Source organism: Pseudomonas sp. PDM21 (genome assembly GCF_014852505.2).
Classification (GTDB): Bacteria; Pseudomonadota; Gammaproteobacteria; order Pseudomonadales; family Pseudomonadaceae; genus Pseudomonas.
Window position 1 is genome coordinate 2,339,299 of record NZ_CM181223.1, and the last position, 15,717, is coordinate 2,355,015.

Sequence of the window (15,717 nt, forward strand, 5' to 3'; positions counted from 1 at the left end):
GGAGCGTCTTTCGCCGGCCTCTGCTATTCCCTGTTCGCTAACCGCCCACAGGCGCGATTATCGAATTGAACGGCTGAACGTCTCTTCGTACTGTTGAGCGACCCGTCCAGCCGGACGGGCAATAACAACAATGAGCGTCAGCCATGGCCCCTGTGTGCCTGCCCCATCCGCCGGTCCGTGCGTCCACCGGCTCGCGCCTCATTCCTGTCCAGCTTGCGGGAGTGCAGGGCGATAAAGCCGGCCTTCCCGCGACGACGCCTTCGCAGGAAGTCTTCGCATGACCAGCTCCGCCCACGTGCCCGCTGCCGGCACCCTCGACGTCCAGTCCTTCATCAACGCCCAGCCGCTGTCGCTGTACCAGTGCCGCATCGTGCTGCTGTGCTTCCTCATCGTCTTCCTCGACGGCCTGGATACCGCCGCCATGGGCTTCATCGCCCCGGCGCTGACCCAGGACTGGGGCATCGACCGCGCCAGCCTTGGCCCGGTGATGAGCGCCGCGCTGATCGGCATGGTGTTCGGCGCCCTGGGTTCCGGCCCGCTGGCCGACCGCTTCGGGCGCAAGGGCGTGCTGGTGGTGGCGGTGTTCCTCTTCGGGCTGTTCAGCCTGATCTCGGCCTACAGCAGCAACCTCGAGCAACTGATGGCGCTGCGCCTGCTGACCGGCATCGGCCTGGGCGCGGCGATGCCCAACGCCACCACGCTGCTCTCGGAGTACACCCCCGAGCGCCTCAAGTCGCTGCTGGTTACCAGCATGTTCTGCGGCTTCAACCTGGGCATGGCAGCGGGCGGTTTCGTCTCCGCCAAGCTGATCCCGGCCTATGGCTGGCACAGCCTGCTGCTGCTCGGCGGCGTGCTGCCGCTGGTGCTGGCGGTGGTGCTGCTGGTGTGGCTGCCGGAGTCTGCGCGCTTCCTGGTGGTGCGCAATCGCGGCGCGGACAAGGTCAAGCGCGCCCTGGCGCCCATCGCGCCGGCCGAGGTGGTTGCCGCCCGTGACTTCAGCGTGCCCGAGCAGAAGACGGTGCAGAGCCACAACGTGTTCAAGGTGATCTTCTCCGGCACCTACAGCGCGGGAACCCTGCTGCTCTGGCTGACCTACTTCATGGGCCTGGTGATCGTCTACCTGCTCACCAGCTGGTTGCCGACGCTGGTGCGCGACGCCGGCGCGAGCATGGAGCAGGCTGCCTTCATCGGTGCGCTGTTCCAGCTCGGCGGGGTGCTCAGTTCGGTGGCGGTGGGTTGGGCCATGGACCGCTTCAATCCGCACAAGGTCATCGGCATCTTCTACTGCCTGGCCGGTGTGTTCGCCTATTGCGTCGGGCAGAGCCTGGGCACCGTCACGCTGCTGGCGACCCTGGTGCTGGCGGCCGGCATGTGCGTGAACGGCGCGCAGTCGGCCATGCCGTCCCTCGCTGCGCGCTTCTACCCGACCCAGGGCCGCGCCACGGGGGTGTCCTGGATGCTTGGCATCGGCCGCTTCGGCGCCATCCTCGGTGCCTGGATTGGCGCCACGCTGCTGGGCCTGGGCTGGAACTTCGAGCAGGTGCTGACCGCGCTGATGGTGCCCGCCGCCATCGCCACCGCCGCGGTACTGATCAAGGGGCTGGTGAGCCACGCCGATGCGACCTGACGGACGCGTCTGAAGGGGCCGCGATGCAAGGTCGTGGCTCTTCCGCCGGCGAACGTTTCCTACGCCGCAGAGCTCGACGCAATGTCGGTTGTTCTGGCGTCAATAGGATGAACGGTCGCTGAGCGGGAATGAGCGGTCGAAAAAATACCCCGTTTCGCTGAATTAGATTCAACTCCCTGAAGAAATTGCTGTCGGACCAATAGCCAATCTTTGTCCTGGCACCCCGGAAGGGGGGCTCCACACGGGGCCCGGCCACCTGACCATCGTTGGAAAAGTCCATGGTTCTTCATGCAGTTGGATGCTTATTTTCCCGCCTGATATCGCGGCGGGGCCCCGGACGCCAGGAAGGCTTCTCCCTGGTGGAGATGATGGTGGTTGTCGCGCTGCTGGCGATCTTCGCCGGCGTGGCCCTGCCAGGCTTCCGCTACCTGATCGAATCCAGCCGGGTGCAGAGCGGCGCTTCGACGCTTTTCCGGCTGCTCCAGGCCTCCCGCGCGGATGCGGTGAATACCCGCCAGACCCTCACGCTCTGCCCCAGCAGTGGAAATCTGCAGTGGGTGGTCGTGCGCGCCAGCACCTGTGGTTCGATCACCACGACCTCAGTGAGCCAGCGCCTGGACCTGCCGGGCAGCCTCAGCGTGAGCAGCAGCGTCAACAACCTCTCGTTCAAGCCTGACGGCAGCGCCGCGGCGGCGGACCTGGGCATCTCCAGCAGCGGCACCAGCAAGGCGTTCAATATCAAGGTGGCCGCTTCGGGTTACATCAGCCTGCAGGGAGCAACCGGCCAATGATAGGGCGCACGGCGAGGCGGAACATGGCGGGCTTCAGTCTGGTGGAGGTGATGGTGGCTCTGCTGGTCACCTGCTTCGGTGTGCTCGGCATGCTGGCGATGCAGGGGCGAACCACCGGCTACGCCCATGACACCATCCTGCGCAGCAACGCGGCGGAACTGGCGGACGAGCTGATGGAAATGATGCGCACCGACATCTACTCGACCCAGGACGGCAGCGCGGCCCAGGTGGTGCCACCGTCCAGCTGGGGCTACTACAAGGCCGCCAGCGCGTCTTTTCCCGCTGCCCCCAGCAGCTGCGCCTCACTGGCGTCGCTGACTGCCAGCCAGCGCCTGGCCTGCTGGTCGCAGCGAGTGAACCAGGCGCTGCCCGGCGCCTCCGGCCTGGCCGGCGAGTTCTATGTGTGTCGTACCAACGGCACCAGCAAGTGCAGCAACAGCGGGTCAGCCATCGAGATCCAGCTGGCCTGGCGGGTGAAGGCTGGCGAGTGCCTTGACGCCAACGCCACCGGCGACAACACCATCTGCCGTTACGTGCTGCGGGAGGAACCCTAGGATGCGCCGGCCAGGCGTGCGTGCCCAGGCTGGGGTGACGCTCATCGAGCTGATGATCTCCATGGGCCTGAGCCTGTTCCTGATCCTGGGCATGACCCAGATGTTCCTCGACGGGCAGAACCGTTCGCGCTACTTCGATGGCCAGGTGCAGAACCAGGACAGTGCGCGCTATGCCCAGCAGATGCTCGATGGGCGCCTGTCGAAAGCCGGTTACCGGCGCCTGCCGTCCTCGCGCATGACCGCCGCGTTTCCCGCGCAGACCAGCAACGGCTGCGTCTTCGCCGCCGGTCAGGCGCTGGTGCGGATGGATGCCAATACCATCTGCCTGCGCTATCAGCCGCGCGACACCACCGACGTCGATTGCACCGGCGCTTCGCTGGCCAGCCGCGCCGGGGTCAACAAGCCCTACAGCAACTACAGCCCGAGCAACAATGTCATCGAAAAATTCACCCTGAGCAACGGCAAGCTGGCCTGCAACGGCAGCACCCTGGTGGAGAACGTAGTGGCGCTGCGCTTCGACTTCGGGGTGGACAGCAGCAGTGACGAATTCGACCGCCAGGTGACGCAGTACGTCGCTACGCCAGCCACCGGCCAGACGGTGCGCAGCCTGCGCTACGCACTGTTACTGGCCAGCAGCGGCTCGGTGAGCGGCGGGTTGGTTGCCACCACCTGCCAGCGCTGGCAGGACCTCTACGGCAGCAAGGCCTGCACCGACGGCGACGGGCCCGTGCGACGCATCGTCAGCGGTACCAGCATGTTGAGGAACCTGATGCCATGAAACGACTGTCTCCCCGTCGGCAGCGCGGCGCGGTGTTGTTCGTCGCGCTGGTGATGTTGCTGCTGATTACCCTGGCCGCCGTCAGCGGCATGCGTGGCATGCAGCTGGAGGGGCGGATGACCGGCAATCGCCTGGAGCAGCAGCGGCTGATGAGTGCGGCCGAGTCCGCGCTGCGCGAAGGGGAAGGGCGCCTGCGCAAGAGCATCCGCGCACTGGACAACTGCACGGCGGGCACCTCGCCGTGCTTCACCGCAGCGGCGACCAACTACAGCACCGACTTCAGCAAGTCCAACCTGTACTCCGGGATGGAGGGCGGCACCAGCCTGCTTCGCAGTGCGCGCTGGTACCTGCGCTACATCTCGAACAACTGCAAGGGTGGCGCGGGTGGCAGCGCCAACTCCTACCTGTCGAAGGGGCAGGTGGGGTGCACCTACTACTACGAAGTCAACTCCCAGGCCTACAAGGGCACCGCCACCAGCAAGGCCTGCGGCGCCGACGCGCTGTGCCTGCGCTCGACCTTCGGGCTGGTGATCCAGTGAATCGTTGCGCTCGTACAAGGATGCCGACGCCATGGCTTGCACCATGAGAATGCTGCGCGCGACGTTGTTCCTGCTGCTGTCCTGCCTGGCGGGCGCCCAGGCCTGGGGCGCGTCCCTGGCGCAGACGCCGCTGTTCGTCAGCAACATCGCCCCGCCGATGAACATGCTGGTGGTCGGTCGCGACCAGAAACTGTACTTCCCGGCCTACAATGACGCCTCCGACATCGACGGCGATGGCCAGCTGGACACCTACTACAAGCCCAGCATCGACTACACCGGCTACTTCGATTCCTACAAGTGCTACGTCTACGACGTGCTGAGCGGCACCTTCGCGCCGTCCAGCACCACCAGCACGAAGAAATGCACCAGCGCCATCGGCCGCTGGAGCGGCGACTACCTGAACTACCTCACCATGTCGCGCCAGGATGTGCTGCGCAAGGTGCTCTACGGCGGCTACCGCTCTACCGACAGCGCCTTCTCCACGGTGCTCGAGCGCGCCTTCATCCCCAACGACGCGCACAGCTGGGGCAAGGAGTACCTGAGCGTCGCCCGCGACGGTTACAGCCTGGCGGACTACACCCCGATCCCGGTCCCCACCAACGGCAAGTACGTACTCTTCGCCAACACCTCGATCGGCTCCAGCACGCTGGGTTCCTACAACAGCAACGCCGCGCCGAGGCTACGGATCATCACCAGCCTGCAGCAGGCGCTGCTGGGCACTTACCGGATCTGGGGCTGGGTGTCGCGCGAGTCGGCGCAGGGCACCAACACCGTCACCAGCACCACCAACAGCGACACCACCATCATCCCCGCGTACGACCTCAACGTCCGGGTGCAGGTGTGCGTGGCCGGCCTGCTGGAAAGCAACTGCGCCCAGTACGGCAGTCTCTACAAACCTACCGGTGTGCTCCACGACTACGGCGCCTCGGACAAGATGTACTTCGGCCTGGTCACCGGCACCTACGCCAACAACCTGCGCGGTGGCGTGGTGCGCAAGGCGGCGGCGTCCTTCAGCAACGAATACAACAGCTCCACCGGGCGCTTTCTGACCGACTCCACCACCGGCACCGGCTGCCTCAACGGCCGCTGCTACGTGAACAACAGCGGCATAGTCGCCAACCTCGACCGCCTGGTGTTTTCCGCCGGCTGCACTGACTCCAGCGGCTACAACCTCAATCCGCTGACCAACGGCAAGTGCGTCGACTGGGGCAACCCGCTCGGCGAGATGGCCTACGAGACGCTGCGCTACTACGCTGGCAAGGCGCCGACCGCGGCTTACGCGGCCGGCACAGCCGACACCAACCTGGGCCTCTCCAGCCTGACCAGCTGGGCCAACCCCTACAGCACCTATCCGTCCTGCACCCGGCCGTTCATGACGCTGATGAGCGACGTCAACCCGAGCTACGACTCGGATGTGCCGGGCAGCTCCCTGGGCACCGACAGCCAGCCGACCAACGATATCAGCTTCAACTTCGCCAGCATCGGCGCCACCCTTTGGAGCCGCGAGGTGGGTGGCAGCGCCTCGGTGAACGTCGGCCAGTCCGGCGGCACCAATGACTCGGCGCCCACCGCCAAGACCGCCAGCAGCTTCGCCACCCTCCGCGGGCTTGCCGAAGAGCCCACGCGCCAGGGCAGCTACGCGACCTCGGCCGTGTCCTTCTTCGGCAGCCAGAACGCGCTCACCACTGCGGGTTCGAACCGGGTGCAGAGCTTCTCCATCGCCCAGTCCTCGACCCTGCCCAACATCCGCATCAAGACCAGCAAGGGGACGCTGCGCCTGGTGCCGTTCAGCATGAACGTCAGCCAGAGCGTGGTCAGCCAGATCACCGGCTTCTACATCGACACATTGACCCGCGACAGCGCCGGCAACCTCACCTCCATCACCTTTCGCGTGGTCTACGACGACTCCGCCCAGGGCCGTGACTACGACATGGACGCCATCGTGCTCTACACCGTGACGGCCAGGAGCGATGGCACCGTGGACGTGACCAGCCAGACCGAATACTCGGTGGCCGGTGACGAGTCGCACATGGGCTACACCATGGCCGGCACCACCAAGGACGGCGTGTACCTGGAGGTCACCGGCGGCGGCAGCGGCTCGGTGCGCAACAGGCTCGACACGCCCGACGGCAAGTTCCCCGGCGACTGCTCGGTGACCGGTGTCACCTGCGCCTTGCTGCCCGGCCTGAGCGGCAGCAGTGGGGCGCTCAGCGGCAACCGCCTGGCCTACCACACGCGCAATTTCACGCCCTCGGCCACCACTGCGGTGACCAACCTGCAGGACCCCCTGTGGTACGCCGCCAAGTACGGCAAGACCGACCTCACCAACTGGGACCGCGATGGCGATGGCGTGCCGGACAACTACTTCCTGGTCAGCAACCCCAGCAAGCTGGCGTCCCAGCTCAAGTCGGCCTTCGACGACATCCTCCAGCTCAACACCTCCGTCGCTGCCGTGGCGGTGGACTCGCAGTCGCTGGACAGTGGCAGCTACACCTACGGCACCAGCTTCGTCACTGGCGATTGGACCGGCGACCTGCTGAAGAAGCAGAGAACCATGACCACCAGCAGCTCCGGCGCCGTCACCACGACCACAACCACGTTGTGGCGCGCGTCGGCGCAACTGGGCACACCCAGCACGCGCAACATCCTGTTCGCCAAGAGCGGAGCGCTCACCGCCTTCAACTGGAGCAACCTGACTGCCGCCCAGCAGACCCAGCTCAACCGCACCGTCGCCGGAGTGGTGGATACCCAGGGGCAGGCACGGGTCGGATTCCTGCGCGGCGAGAACAACACCTTCCGTACCCGCACGACGCTGCTCGGCGATATGATCAATTCGGCACCGGTGCTGGTCAGCGGCTCCGACTATCTGTCCTCGCGCGCCGACGCCCTGGAGGGCAGCACCACCTATGCGGCTTTCGCCACCGCGCTGGCGGCGAAGCCCTCGGTGGTCTATGTCGGCGCCAACGACGGCATGCTGCACGCCTTCAACGCGACCACCGGCGCCGAAATCTTCGCCTTCATCCCCAGCGCGGTGATCCCCAACCTCAACGCCCTCACCGCGCCGGACTACGGCAAGCAGCAGGGCACCGAGCACCGCTATTTCGTCGACGGCACGCCCGTGGTGTCCGACGTCTACTACGGCTCGGCCTGGCACAAGGTCCTGCTGGGCAGCCTCGGCGCTGGCGGCCGCGAGGTGTTCGCCCTCGACGTCACCGACCCTGCCGCGCCCAGGTTGCTCTGGGAGTTCACCAGCGACAACGACAGCAGCCTCGGCTACACGGCGGCGCGGCCTTCCATTGCGCGCCTGCACAACGGCAAGTGGGTGGCACTGGTGCCCAATGGCTACGACATCGGCAGCAGCACTGCGTCGCTGCTGATCATCGACATCCAGACCGGTGCGTTGCTGAAGAAAATCACCGCCACCCCGAGCCTGACCGCCGCCGAGACCGCCTCTCTGGATGCCCTCAACAACGGCCTGTCGCGACTGTTCGTAGCCGACGCCAACAATGACGGCATCGCCGACTATGCCTACGGCGGCGACCTGCTGGGCAACCTCTGGCGTTTCGACCTGATCGACACCAGCGTGGGCGACCCGCTCAACAGCACGGCCTCGGAGGCGCGATACGCCGTTTCCTTCGGCGGCAACCCGCTGTACGTTGCGCGCAATGCCAGCGGTACGCGCCAACCGATCACCACCGCGCCGTCGCTGGTCGATCACCCCAGCGGCACCGGCTATATCGTCGCCTTCGGCACGGGCCGCTATCTGCTTACCGCCGACAAGACCTCCACAGCGCAACAGAGTGTCTACGGCATCTGGGACCGCAAGATCGCCGGCGAGGCCACCACCTCCTCACTGACGGCGGCGCGCACTCGCAGCAACCTGCAGGCACAGACGCTCAGCACGGGGACTTTCAACAGCACCTCGACCTACACCCTGAGCAACAACGAAGTGGTCTGGTACGACACCTCCGGCAACACCGCCGACGCCAACGTCAACAAATGGGGCTGGTACTTCGACTTCCCGGTGACCGGCGAGCGGCAGATCTATGACATGACGCTCTACGGCTCCGCCCTCATCTTCAGCAGCTCGACTCCTCAGACCGGCACCTGCGCCGCCGGCCTCTCCGGCACCCGCTACGCGATCGATCCCGAGCGGGGCGGGCTGACGCCGTACAACGTCTTCGACCTGAACAACGACGGCACCTTCGATGCGCTTTCGGCCTTCATCACCGGAGGCGGCGACATCAGCATCTCCGGTGGATACACCTACAGCGGCACCGACATCAGCACGACAGGCCTGTCGGACGCCATCCGCACCAATTCCGGCATCGTGAGCGGCCGGCGCACCTGGCAGGTCCAGCCAGCCAACTGACAGGGAGAAAGCATGAATCAACGTCGGTGGGAGAGGGGTTTCACCCTGATCGAACTGATGGTCACGGTGGCGATAGTAGCGATCCTCGCCGCCGTGGCCTTCCCCAGTTACCAGCGTTATGTCCTGCGCAGCCACCGGGTCGAAGCCCAGGCCGTGCTCAGCGAGGCGGCGGCCCGGCAGGAGCGCTACTACTCGCAGAACAACGCCTACGCCAGCACTGCTGCCGGGCTGAACATGACCAGCAATGTCAACGCTCTGCAGTACTACAGCCTGGCCATTTCCAACATCACGGCCACCACCTACACACTCACCGCCACCGCCACGGGGGCCCAGGCCAAGGACGCGCCGTGTCTGAGCCTGAGCCTCGACCAGGCCGGCACCCGCAGCAACACCGGCACGGGAACCGGCACCACCTGCTGGCAATGAGTGGGCGACAAAAGCGTGCGATTGGCGAACACTGCGCCACAGGTCGAATTGCGCCGGCCGCTACCGACCCCTAGGGTGAAGCGGATTCGCGGGCCTGCCTTGCATCCGGATTGCCCGCATGACCGTCCATCCCGGCCGATGCCCGTATTCCGGGCCACGGCATAGACTGGGCGCACGAGCCGCGACGAAGAACGCGGCCAGCCACAAGAGTGAGTGCCTGTATGCAAAGCCTGCTGAGCGAGCGCAGCCGCGTGTTCGAGCGTGCCGACCCCTATGCAGTGTCCGGCTACGTCAACCAGCATGTGGGCACCCACGACCTGCGCCTGCCGGCCCACGGCCATCCCCAGGCCAGCCTCAACCACCGCCGTTTTGCCAGCCTCGACCTGTGCCGCATCAGCTATGGCGGCGCGGTGCGCGTCACCTCGCCGGCGCTGGAGAGCATCTTCCACCTGCAGATCCTCCTCAGCGGCCACTGCCTGTGGCGCGGCCAGCGCCAGGAGCACTACCTGGCGCCGGGCGAGCTGCTGCTGATCAACCCGGACGACCCGGTCGACCTGACCTACTCGGAGGACTGCGAGAAATTCATCCTGAAGATTCCGGTGACGCTGCTCGAATCCATCTGTGCCGAGCAGCGCTGGAGCCATCCGCGCGCCGGTGTGCGCTTCACCGAGAACCGCTACCAGCTGGGCGAACTGGAAGGCTTCGTCAACCTGCTGTCGATGGTTTGCCAGGAGTCCGAAGCCGGCGAGCGCCTGGCGCGGGTCGAAGAGCACTACCAGCAGATAGTCGCCAGCAAGCTGCTGACCCTGCTGAAGACCAACGTCAGCCGCGAACCCATTGCCGGTGCCAGCGCTTCCTTCGAACGCATCGAGGCGTACATCGAAGGCCACGTGCGCGAGGACATCGACGTCGAAGCTCTGGCGCGCCAGGCCTCCATGAGCCTGCGGTCGCTCTATGCGCTGTTCGAGCGGCATGCCGGCGCCACGCCGCGCCAGTACATCCGCCGCCTCAAGCTGGAGCGCATCCGTGCCTGCCTGGCCGATCCGGCCTGCCCGGTGCGCAACGTCACCGAGCTGGCGCTGGACTATGGCTTCCTGCACCTGGGGCGCTTCGCCGAAGGCTACCGCCAGCAGTTCGGCGAGCTGCCGTCGGAGACGCTCAAGCGCCGCAGCTGATCTCTGCTGGCTCACGCCGAGGTTATGCTTGAGCACCAACGTAGGATGGCGTGGAGCGCAGCGATACCCATCAATTCCGGCGCACCGACAGCATGGGTATCGCAAGCTCCACCCATCCTACTCAAGCGTTCGCCGGGGAAGGCGGCAGGGCACCAGGCCATTCCTGCGAAAGCCGATTGGTAGGGCGCATAACGCGCCAGCGTTATCCGCCGCGAGGTGGCCGGCGGATAACCCGTTCCGGGTTATGCGCCCTACGTGCTGCCGTTCCTCCGATTCCCCGCTTCGCTTGCCGGGGTGGGGCTGTACTGGGAAGAGGCGTGCGCAATTCCTGCGCAATCCCAGCGAGGTCGCGTCCATGAATCCCACCCCGTTCATTCTCTCGCCGGGAGCGCGCAGCCCGGCCCTCAATGTCGTCGGCATCCGTATCAACGTGCTGGTCGCCGACACCGACTCGGCGGCGCAGCGGATTACCTTTCAGGCAGGCGAGGAGGGTGCCGGGCCGCCGCCGCACACCCATGACTGGGACGAGTCCTTCTATGTGCTCCACGGCGAAGTCGTCTTCACGGTCGCCGAACGCACGGCCGCCTGCCAGGCCGGCACGTTGATCCACATTCCCGCCGGCACCTTGCATGGCTTCAACTTCGGCCCCGGCGGTGGCGAGATGCTCGAAATCACCGGCGCCCAGAGCCAGGCCATCGAGATGTTCCGCGCCCTGGATCGCGAGCTTGCGCCCGGCCCCGTGGACGTACCGAAGACCGTCGAAGTGGCCGCTGAATACGGCGTTATCTTCCACCTCTGAATCCCCGGCGGCCTGCTCGCGCGGGCCTTCGTTGCGGCTTCACGGCAACCCTGCAGAAAACGGATAGCACTCTGCACAAAGCGGATATTGCCCCCGCCAACCCAGCCCTAACCTGAGCCTGCCTGAACAATAACAACGGAGGCCCCGGCCATGTCCCTGGGTATCGACTACTTGCGTTCGCTGCTTGAGGAAGACCCTGCCAAAGGCGTCTACCGCTGCCGGCGGGAGATGTTCACCGACCCGCGCCTGTTCGACCTGGAGATGAAGCACATCTTCGAAGGCAACTGGGTCTACCTCGCCCATGAAAGCCAGACTCCCGAGAAGAACGACTTCCTGACCACGATGATCGGTCGCCAGTCGGTCTTCATCGCGCGCAACAAGGACGGCGTGCTCAACGCCTTCCTCAACGCCTGCAGCCACAAGGGCGCGATGCTCTGCCGGCACAAGTCCGGCAACCGCGCAAGCTACACCTGCCCGTTCCACGGCTGGACATTCAACAACTCCGGCAAGCTGCTCAAGGTCAAGGACCCGGCCGAGGCCGGTTACCCGGAAGGCTTCAACTGCGAGGGCTCCCATGATCTGACGAAAGTGGCACGTTTCGAGTCCTATCGCGGCTTCCTCTTCGGCAGCCTGAAGGCCGACGTCAAGCCGCTGGTGGAGCACCTGGGCGAGTCGGCGAAGATCATCGACATGATCGTTGACCAGTCCCCCGAAGGCCTGGAAGTACTGCGCGGTTCCAGCAGCTACATCTATGAAGGCAACTGGAAGCTCACCGCCGAGAACGGCGCCGACGGCTACCACGTCAGCTCGGTGCACTGGAACTACGCTGCCACCCAGAGCCAGCGCCAGCAGCGCGAAGCCGGCGAAGAAGTGAAGACCATGAGTGCCGGTGGCTGGGCCAAGCACGGCGGCGGTTTCTACTCCTTCGACCACGGCCACCTGCTGCTCTGGAGCCGCTGGGCCAACCCCGAGGCGCGCCCGGCCTTCGAGCGTCGCGACGAGCTCGCCCGCGACCATGGCCGCGCCCGCGCCGACTGGATGATCGAGAACTCGCGCAACCTCTGCCTGTACCCCAACGTCTACCTGATGGACCAGTTCAGCTCGCAGATCCGCATCGCCCGGCCCATCGACGTCAACCGTACCGAGATCACCATCTACTGCATCGCGCCGAAGGGCGAGAGCAGCGAGGCGCGCGCCCAGCGAATCCGCCAGTACGAGGACTTCTTCAACGTCAGCGGCATGGCCACGCCGGACGACCTGGAGGAGTTCCGTTCCTGCCAGCAGGCCTACCAGGGCAGCGCGGGTGGCTGGAACGACATGTCGCGCGGAGCGAAGCACTGGATCGACGGCGCCGACGACGCAGCGCGTGAGATCGACCTGGCGCCGGCTCTGTCCGGCGTGCGCACCGAGGACGAAGGCCTGTTCGTGCTGCAGCACCAGTACTGGCAGCAGACCATGATCGATGCGCTGGCCGCCGAGCAGGCCAATCGCATCGCCGTGACAGAGGAGGGCGTGTGATGAGCCGCTACGAGACCGTTCGCGACTTTCTCTACCGCGAAGCGCGCTACCTCGATGACAAGGACTGGGATGCGTGGCTGGAGCTGTACGCCGCTGACGCCACCTTCTGGATGCCCTCCTGGGACGACCGCGACCAGCTCACCGAAGACCCGCAGCGGGAAATCTCGCTGATCTGGTACGGCAGCCGTGGCGGCCTGGAAGACCGCGTGTTCCGCATCAAGACCGAGCGCTCCAGCGCGACCCTGCCGGACACTCGTACCTCGCACAACCTGAGCAACATCGAGGTGCTCGGCGAGGCTGACGGGCAGTGCCAGGTGCGCTTCAACTGGCACACCCTGAGCTTCCGCTACAAGACCGTCGACAGCTACTTCGGCACCAGCTTCTACACGCTCGATGTACGCGGCGAGCAGCCGCTGGTAAAGGCGAAGAAGGTCGTGCTGAAGAACGACTACGTCAGGCAAGTCATCGACATCTACCACATCTGAAAAACACGGCGTGAAGCTGCTGCGCTTGCCCGTGCTGCGTTGGAGAACGGTCCGTAATGCTCATTCACTAGAGTGAACTGCGCTTCCGAACCGTCCTCCGCCTTGCCCGGCCTGCGCTCGCGACGCTTCAAGCCGCGTTTTTGAGGCGAATGACATGAACAAGATCGCGCTCAACTTCGAAGACGGCGTTACCCGCTTCATCGACGCCAGCCCCAGCGAGACCGTGGCCGATGCGGCCTACCGCCAGGGCATCAACATTCCGCTGGATTGCCGCGACGGCGCCTGCGGCACCTGCAAGTGTTTCGCCGAATCCGGCCGCTATGACCTGGGCCAGGACTACATCGAGGACGCGCTGACCGAGGACGAAGCCGAGCAGGGCTACGTGCTCACCTGCCAGATGCGCGCGCAGAGTGATTGCGTGGTGCGCGTACCGGCCTCCTCGCAAGTCTGCAAGACCGCCCAGGCCAGTTTCGAGGCCAGCATCAGCGTAGTGCGCCAGCTCTCCGAAAGCACCATTGCGCTGTCGATCAAGGGCGAATCGCTGAGCAAGCTGGCCTTCCTGCCGGGGCAGTACGTCAACGTGCAGGTGCCGGGCAGCGAGCAAAGCCGCGCCTACTCCTTCAGCTCGCTGCAGAAGGGCGGTGAGGTCAGCTTCCTGATCCGCAACGTGCCGGGCGGCCTGATGAGCAGCTTCCTCACCGGCCTGGCGAAAGCCGGCGACGCTCTGTCCCTGGTCGGCCCGCTGGGTAGCTTCTACCTGCGCGAGATCAGGCGGCCGCTGTTGCTGCTGGCCGGCGGCACCGGCCTGGCGCCCTTCACCGCGATGCTCGAACAGATCGCCGAGCGCGGCTGCGAGTATCCGCTGCACCTCATCTACGGCGTCACCCATGACTTCGACCTGGTGGAGATGGATCGCCTGGAAGCCTTCGCCGCGCGCATCCCCAACTTCACCTGGAGCGCCTGCGTGGCCAGTCCCGAGAGCAGCTACCCGCAAAAGGGCTACGTCACCCAGCACATCGAGCCGGTGCATCTGAACGACGGCGAGGTGGACATCTACCTATGCGGTCCGCCGCCGATGGTCGAGGCGGTCAGCCAGTACATCCGCGAGCAGGGCATCACGCCGGCGAATTTCTATTACGAGAAGTTTGCCGCCAGCGCCGCCTGAGCCCGGAATACGCCTGCATACCCAGTGGGTATGCAGGCATGCCGACAAAGTATTTTTCCTCGGTGCCACCGCGCCCTAGCCTCCGGGCTGGGCCCCTGGCAGGGCCTGCATAACAACAATCAGCGAGGCATTGCCCTCGCAGCGGAGACCCACATGAGCCAGACGTGCAACATACCTGACGTGATAGATCACGCCGCCTTGAGTTCCTTCCAGTGGCGCGTGTTCGCCCTGTGTTTCCTGGTCGCCATCTTCGATGGCTTCGATACCCAGGCCATTGCCTACACGGGCCCGGCGATCATCGAGACCCTGCAGCTTTCCACCGGTGGCCTGGCGCCGATCCTCAGCGCCGGCATCGTCGGCATGGCCCTGGGTGCCATGGCGCTTGGGCTGTTCGGTGACCGCTTCGGTCGCCGCCCGACGGTGATGGGCGCGGTCGCTCTGTTCGCCCTCGCGACCTTGGCCACGGCCTTCGCCAGCAGTGCCGAGCAGATCCTGGTGCTGCGCTTCCTCGCCGGCCTCGGCATGGGCGGCGCCACGCCGGTGCTGCTGGCATTGGCCTCCGAGTACGGTCCGGCGCGCCTGCGTGGCGCCATCGTCACCGGCATTCTGCTGGGCCTTCCGGCGGGCGCCATGCTCGGCGGGCTGCTCGCTGCCCAGCTCATGCCGTTGATCGGCTGGCAGGGCATCTTCCTCGCAGGCGGGCTGCTGCCGCTGGTGCTGCTGGTCGGCCTGTACTTCGCGCTGCCGGAGTCGCTGCAGTTCCTGGCCACCCGCTCGGGCGAGACGGCGCAGGTGCGCCGCATTCTCGCGCGGATCAGTTCGCGGACGCTCGCCGATGACGTGCGCTTCAGCGTGCCGGAAGCCGCCACCCGCACCAGCGTACGCGCCCTGTTCGGGCCGGGGCTGGCGCGCAATACCCTCGCCGTGTGGCTGACCTACCTGTTCAACTGGGTGGCCTGGTTCATGTTCCTCTCCTGGCTGCCCACTGTGCTGAAGACCGCCGGCCTGCCGGTAGAGCAGGCGCCGCTGGGCACCGTCACGGTCAATGCGGTGTTCATCCTCTGCGCCATCCCGCTGTCGATCCTGCTGCCGCGCCTGAACACCCGCAACGTGCTACTCGGCCTGTTCGCCCTCGGCGTGATGGTCAGCCTTGGCCTGTCCCTGAGCGGCGACAACTGGGCGCTGGTGTTCCTGCTGGTCGGCGCCGCGGGCCTGGGCATTGGCGGGCAGCAGATCGCCCTCAACTACCTGGTGGTTTCGGCCTACCCGACCAGCCTGCGCGCCACCGCCACCGGCTGGGCCATCGGCCTGGGCCGGGTGGGCGCCATCATCGGTTCCGCCCTGGGCGGAACCTTCCTCGAATGGGGCGGCGTCGCCGGTTTCTACCTGGCGCTGGCCGTTCCCTTGCTGCTGGCGCTGATCGCCGTGGCCCTTATCCGCGGCAGCGAGAAGCCCTCGGGCGGGCTCGTGGCCGCACACTGACAGGAG

The 15,717-nt window shown here is 65.9% G+C and carries 13 protein-coding genes; all 13 read left to right on the forward strand.

What is annotated here, in order from left to right; translation table 11 throughout:
• Window positions 1-277 precede the first annotated feature (277 nt).
• The gene (gene pcaK / locus IB275_RS11155) at window positions 278-1,627 is read left to right on the forward strand and encodes a 4-hydroxybenzoate transporter PcaK (RefSeq protein WP_192295481.1); all 1,350 of its coding nucleotides are present in this window, start codon (window positions 278-280) and stop codon (window positions 1,625-1,627) included.
• 365 nt (window positions 1,628-1,992) lie between these two features.
• Window positions 1,993-2,418, forward strand: a complete 426-nt coding sequence (locus IB275_RS11160; RefSeq protein WP_494514443.1) for a GspH/FimT family pseudopilin — start codon at window positions 1,993-1,995, stop codon at window positions 2,416-2,418.
• Window positions 2,419-2,441: 23 nt separating this feature from the next.
• Entirely contained in the window at window positions 2,442-2,972 is a 531-nt protein-coding gene (pilV, locus tag IB275_RS11165) for a type IV pilus modification protein PilV (protein WP_225607879.1), read from the forward strand.
• A 1-nt stretch (window position 2,973) separates the two neighbouring features.
• The gene (locus tag IB275_RS11170) at window positions 2,974-3,750 is read left to right on the forward strand and encodes a PilW family protein (protein ID WP_192295484.1); all 777 of its coding nucleotides are present in this window, start codon (window positions 2,974-2,976) and stop codon (window positions 3,748-3,750) included.
• Window positions 3,747-4,289: a pilus assembly PilX family protein gene (locus IB275_RS11175; protein ID WP_192295485.1), complete on the forward strand. Its 543-nt coding sequence runs from the start codon at window positions 3,747-3,749 to the stop codon at window positions 4,287-4,289. The genes IB275_RS11170 and IB275_RS11175 overlap by 4 nt, the downstream gene beginning before the upstream one ends.
• A 43-nt stretch (window positions 4,290-4,332) precedes the next feature.
• Window positions 4,333-8,661, forward strand: a complete 4,329-nt coding sequence (locus IB275_RS11180) for a pilus assembly protein (RefSeq protein ID WP_225607880.1) — start codon at window positions 4,333-4,335, stop codon at window positions 8,659-8,661.
• Window positions 8,662-8,673: 12 nt separating this feature from the next.
• Window positions 8,674-9,087 (forward strand): type IV pilin protein, encoded by a 414-nt coding sequence (locus tag IB275_RS11185; protein WP_192295486.1) that lies wholly within the window; start codon window positions 8,674-8,676, stop codon window positions 9,085-9,087.
• Between the two features lie 221 nt (window positions 9,088-9,308).
• The gene (locus tag IB275_RS11190) at window positions 9,309-10,262 is read left to right on the forward strand and encodes an AraC family transcriptional regulator (RefSeq protein ID WP_192295487.1); all 954 of its coding nucleotides are present in this window, start codon (window positions 9,309-9,311) and stop codon (window positions 10,260-10,262) included.
• A 355-nt stretch (window positions 10,263-10,617) separates the two neighbouring features.
• Window positions 10,618-11,061, forward strand: coding sequence for a cupin domain-containing protein (locus tag IB275_RS11195; protein WP_192210871.1), 444 nt, complete (start codon window positions 10,618-10,620; stop codon window positions 11,059-11,061).
• Window positions 11,062-11,211: 150 nt separating this feature from the next.
• Window positions 11,212-12,579, forward strand: a complete 1,368-nt coding sequence (gene benA / locus IB275_RS11200) for a benzoate 1,2-dioxygenase large subunit (RefSeq protein ID WP_192295488.1) — start codon at window positions 11,212-11,214, stop codon at window positions 12,577-12,579.
• Window positions 12,579-13,064 carry a benzoate 1,2-dioxygenase small subunit gene (gene benB, locus IB275_RS11205; protein WP_225601932.1) on the forward strand — a complete coding sequence of 162 codons (486 nt, stop codon included), beginning with the start codon at window positions 12,579-12,581 and terminating at the stop codon, window positions 13,062-13,064. Before benA ends, benB begins: the two co-directional genes overlap by 1 nt.
• A 154-nt stretch (window positions 13,065-13,218) precedes the next feature.
• The gene (gene benC / locus IB275_RS11210) at window positions 13,219-14,229 is read left to right on the forward strand and encodes a benzoate 1,2-dioxygenase electron transfer component BenC (protein ID WP_192295489.1); all 1,011 of its coding nucleotides are present in this window, start codon (window positions 13,219-13,221) and stop codon (window positions 14,227-14,229) included.
• A gap of 153 nt (window positions 14,230-14,382) precedes the next feature.
• Window positions 14,383-15,711, forward strand: a complete 1,329-nt coding sequence (locus IB275_RS11215) for an MFS transporter (protein ID WP_192295490.1) — start codon at window positions 14,383-14,385, stop codon at window positions 15,709-15,711.
• Window positions 15,712-15,717 lie beyond the last annotated feature (6 nt).

Bases quoted from the DNA above. Each gene is read 5' to 3' on its own strand.
- pcaK (WP_192295481.1), top strand. From the start codon at position 278: ATGACCAGCTCCGCCCACGTGCCCGCTGCCGGCACCCTCGACGTCCAG.
- IB275_RS11160 (WP_494514443.1), top strand. From the start codon at position 1,993: ATGATGGTGGTTGTCGCGCTGCTGGCGATCTTCGCCGGCGTGGCCCTG.
- pilV (WP_225607879.1), top strand. From the start codon at position 2,442: ATGGCGGGCTTCAGTCTGGTGGAGGTGATGGTGGCTCTGCTGGTCACC.
- IB275_RS11170 (WP_192295484.1), top strand. From the start codon at position 2,974: ATGCGCCGGCCAGGCGTGCGTGCCCAGGCTGGGGTGACGCTCATCGAG.
- IB275_RS11175 (WP_192295485.1), top strand. From the start codon at position 3,747: ATGAAACGACTGTCTCCCCGTCGGCAGCGCGGCGCGGTGTTGTTCGTC.
- IB275_RS11180 (WP_225607880.1), top strand. From the start codon at position 4,333: ATGAGAATGCTGCGCGCGACGTTGTTCCTGCTGCTGTCCTGCCTGGCG.
- IB275_RS11185 (WP_192295486.1), top strand. From the start codon at position 8,674: ATGAATCAACGTCGGTGGGAGAGGGGTTTCACCCTGATCGAACTGATG.
- IB275_RS11190 (WP_192295487.1), top strand. From the start codon at position 9,309: ATGCAAAGCCTGCTGAGCGAGCGCAGCCGCGTGTTCGAGCGTGCCGAC.
- IB275_RS11195 (WP_192210871.1), top strand. From the start codon at position 10,618: ATGAATCCCACCCCGTTCATTCTCTCGCCGGGAGCGCGCAGCCCGGCC.
- benA (WP_192295488.1), top strand. From the start codon at position 11,212: ATGTCCCTGGGTATCGACTACTTGCGTTCGCTGCTTGAGGAAGACCCT.
- benB (WP_225601932.1), top strand. From the start codon at position 12,579: ATGAGCCGCTACGAGACCGTTCGCGACTTTCTCTACCGCGAAGCGCGC.
- benC (WP_192295489.1), top strand. From the start codon at position 13,219: ATGAACAAGATCGCGCTCAACTTCGAAGACGGCGTTACCCGCTTCATC.
- IB275_RS11215 (WP_192295490.1), top strand. From the start codon at position 14,383: ATGAGCCAGACGTGCAACATACCTGACGTGATAGATCACGCCGCCTTG.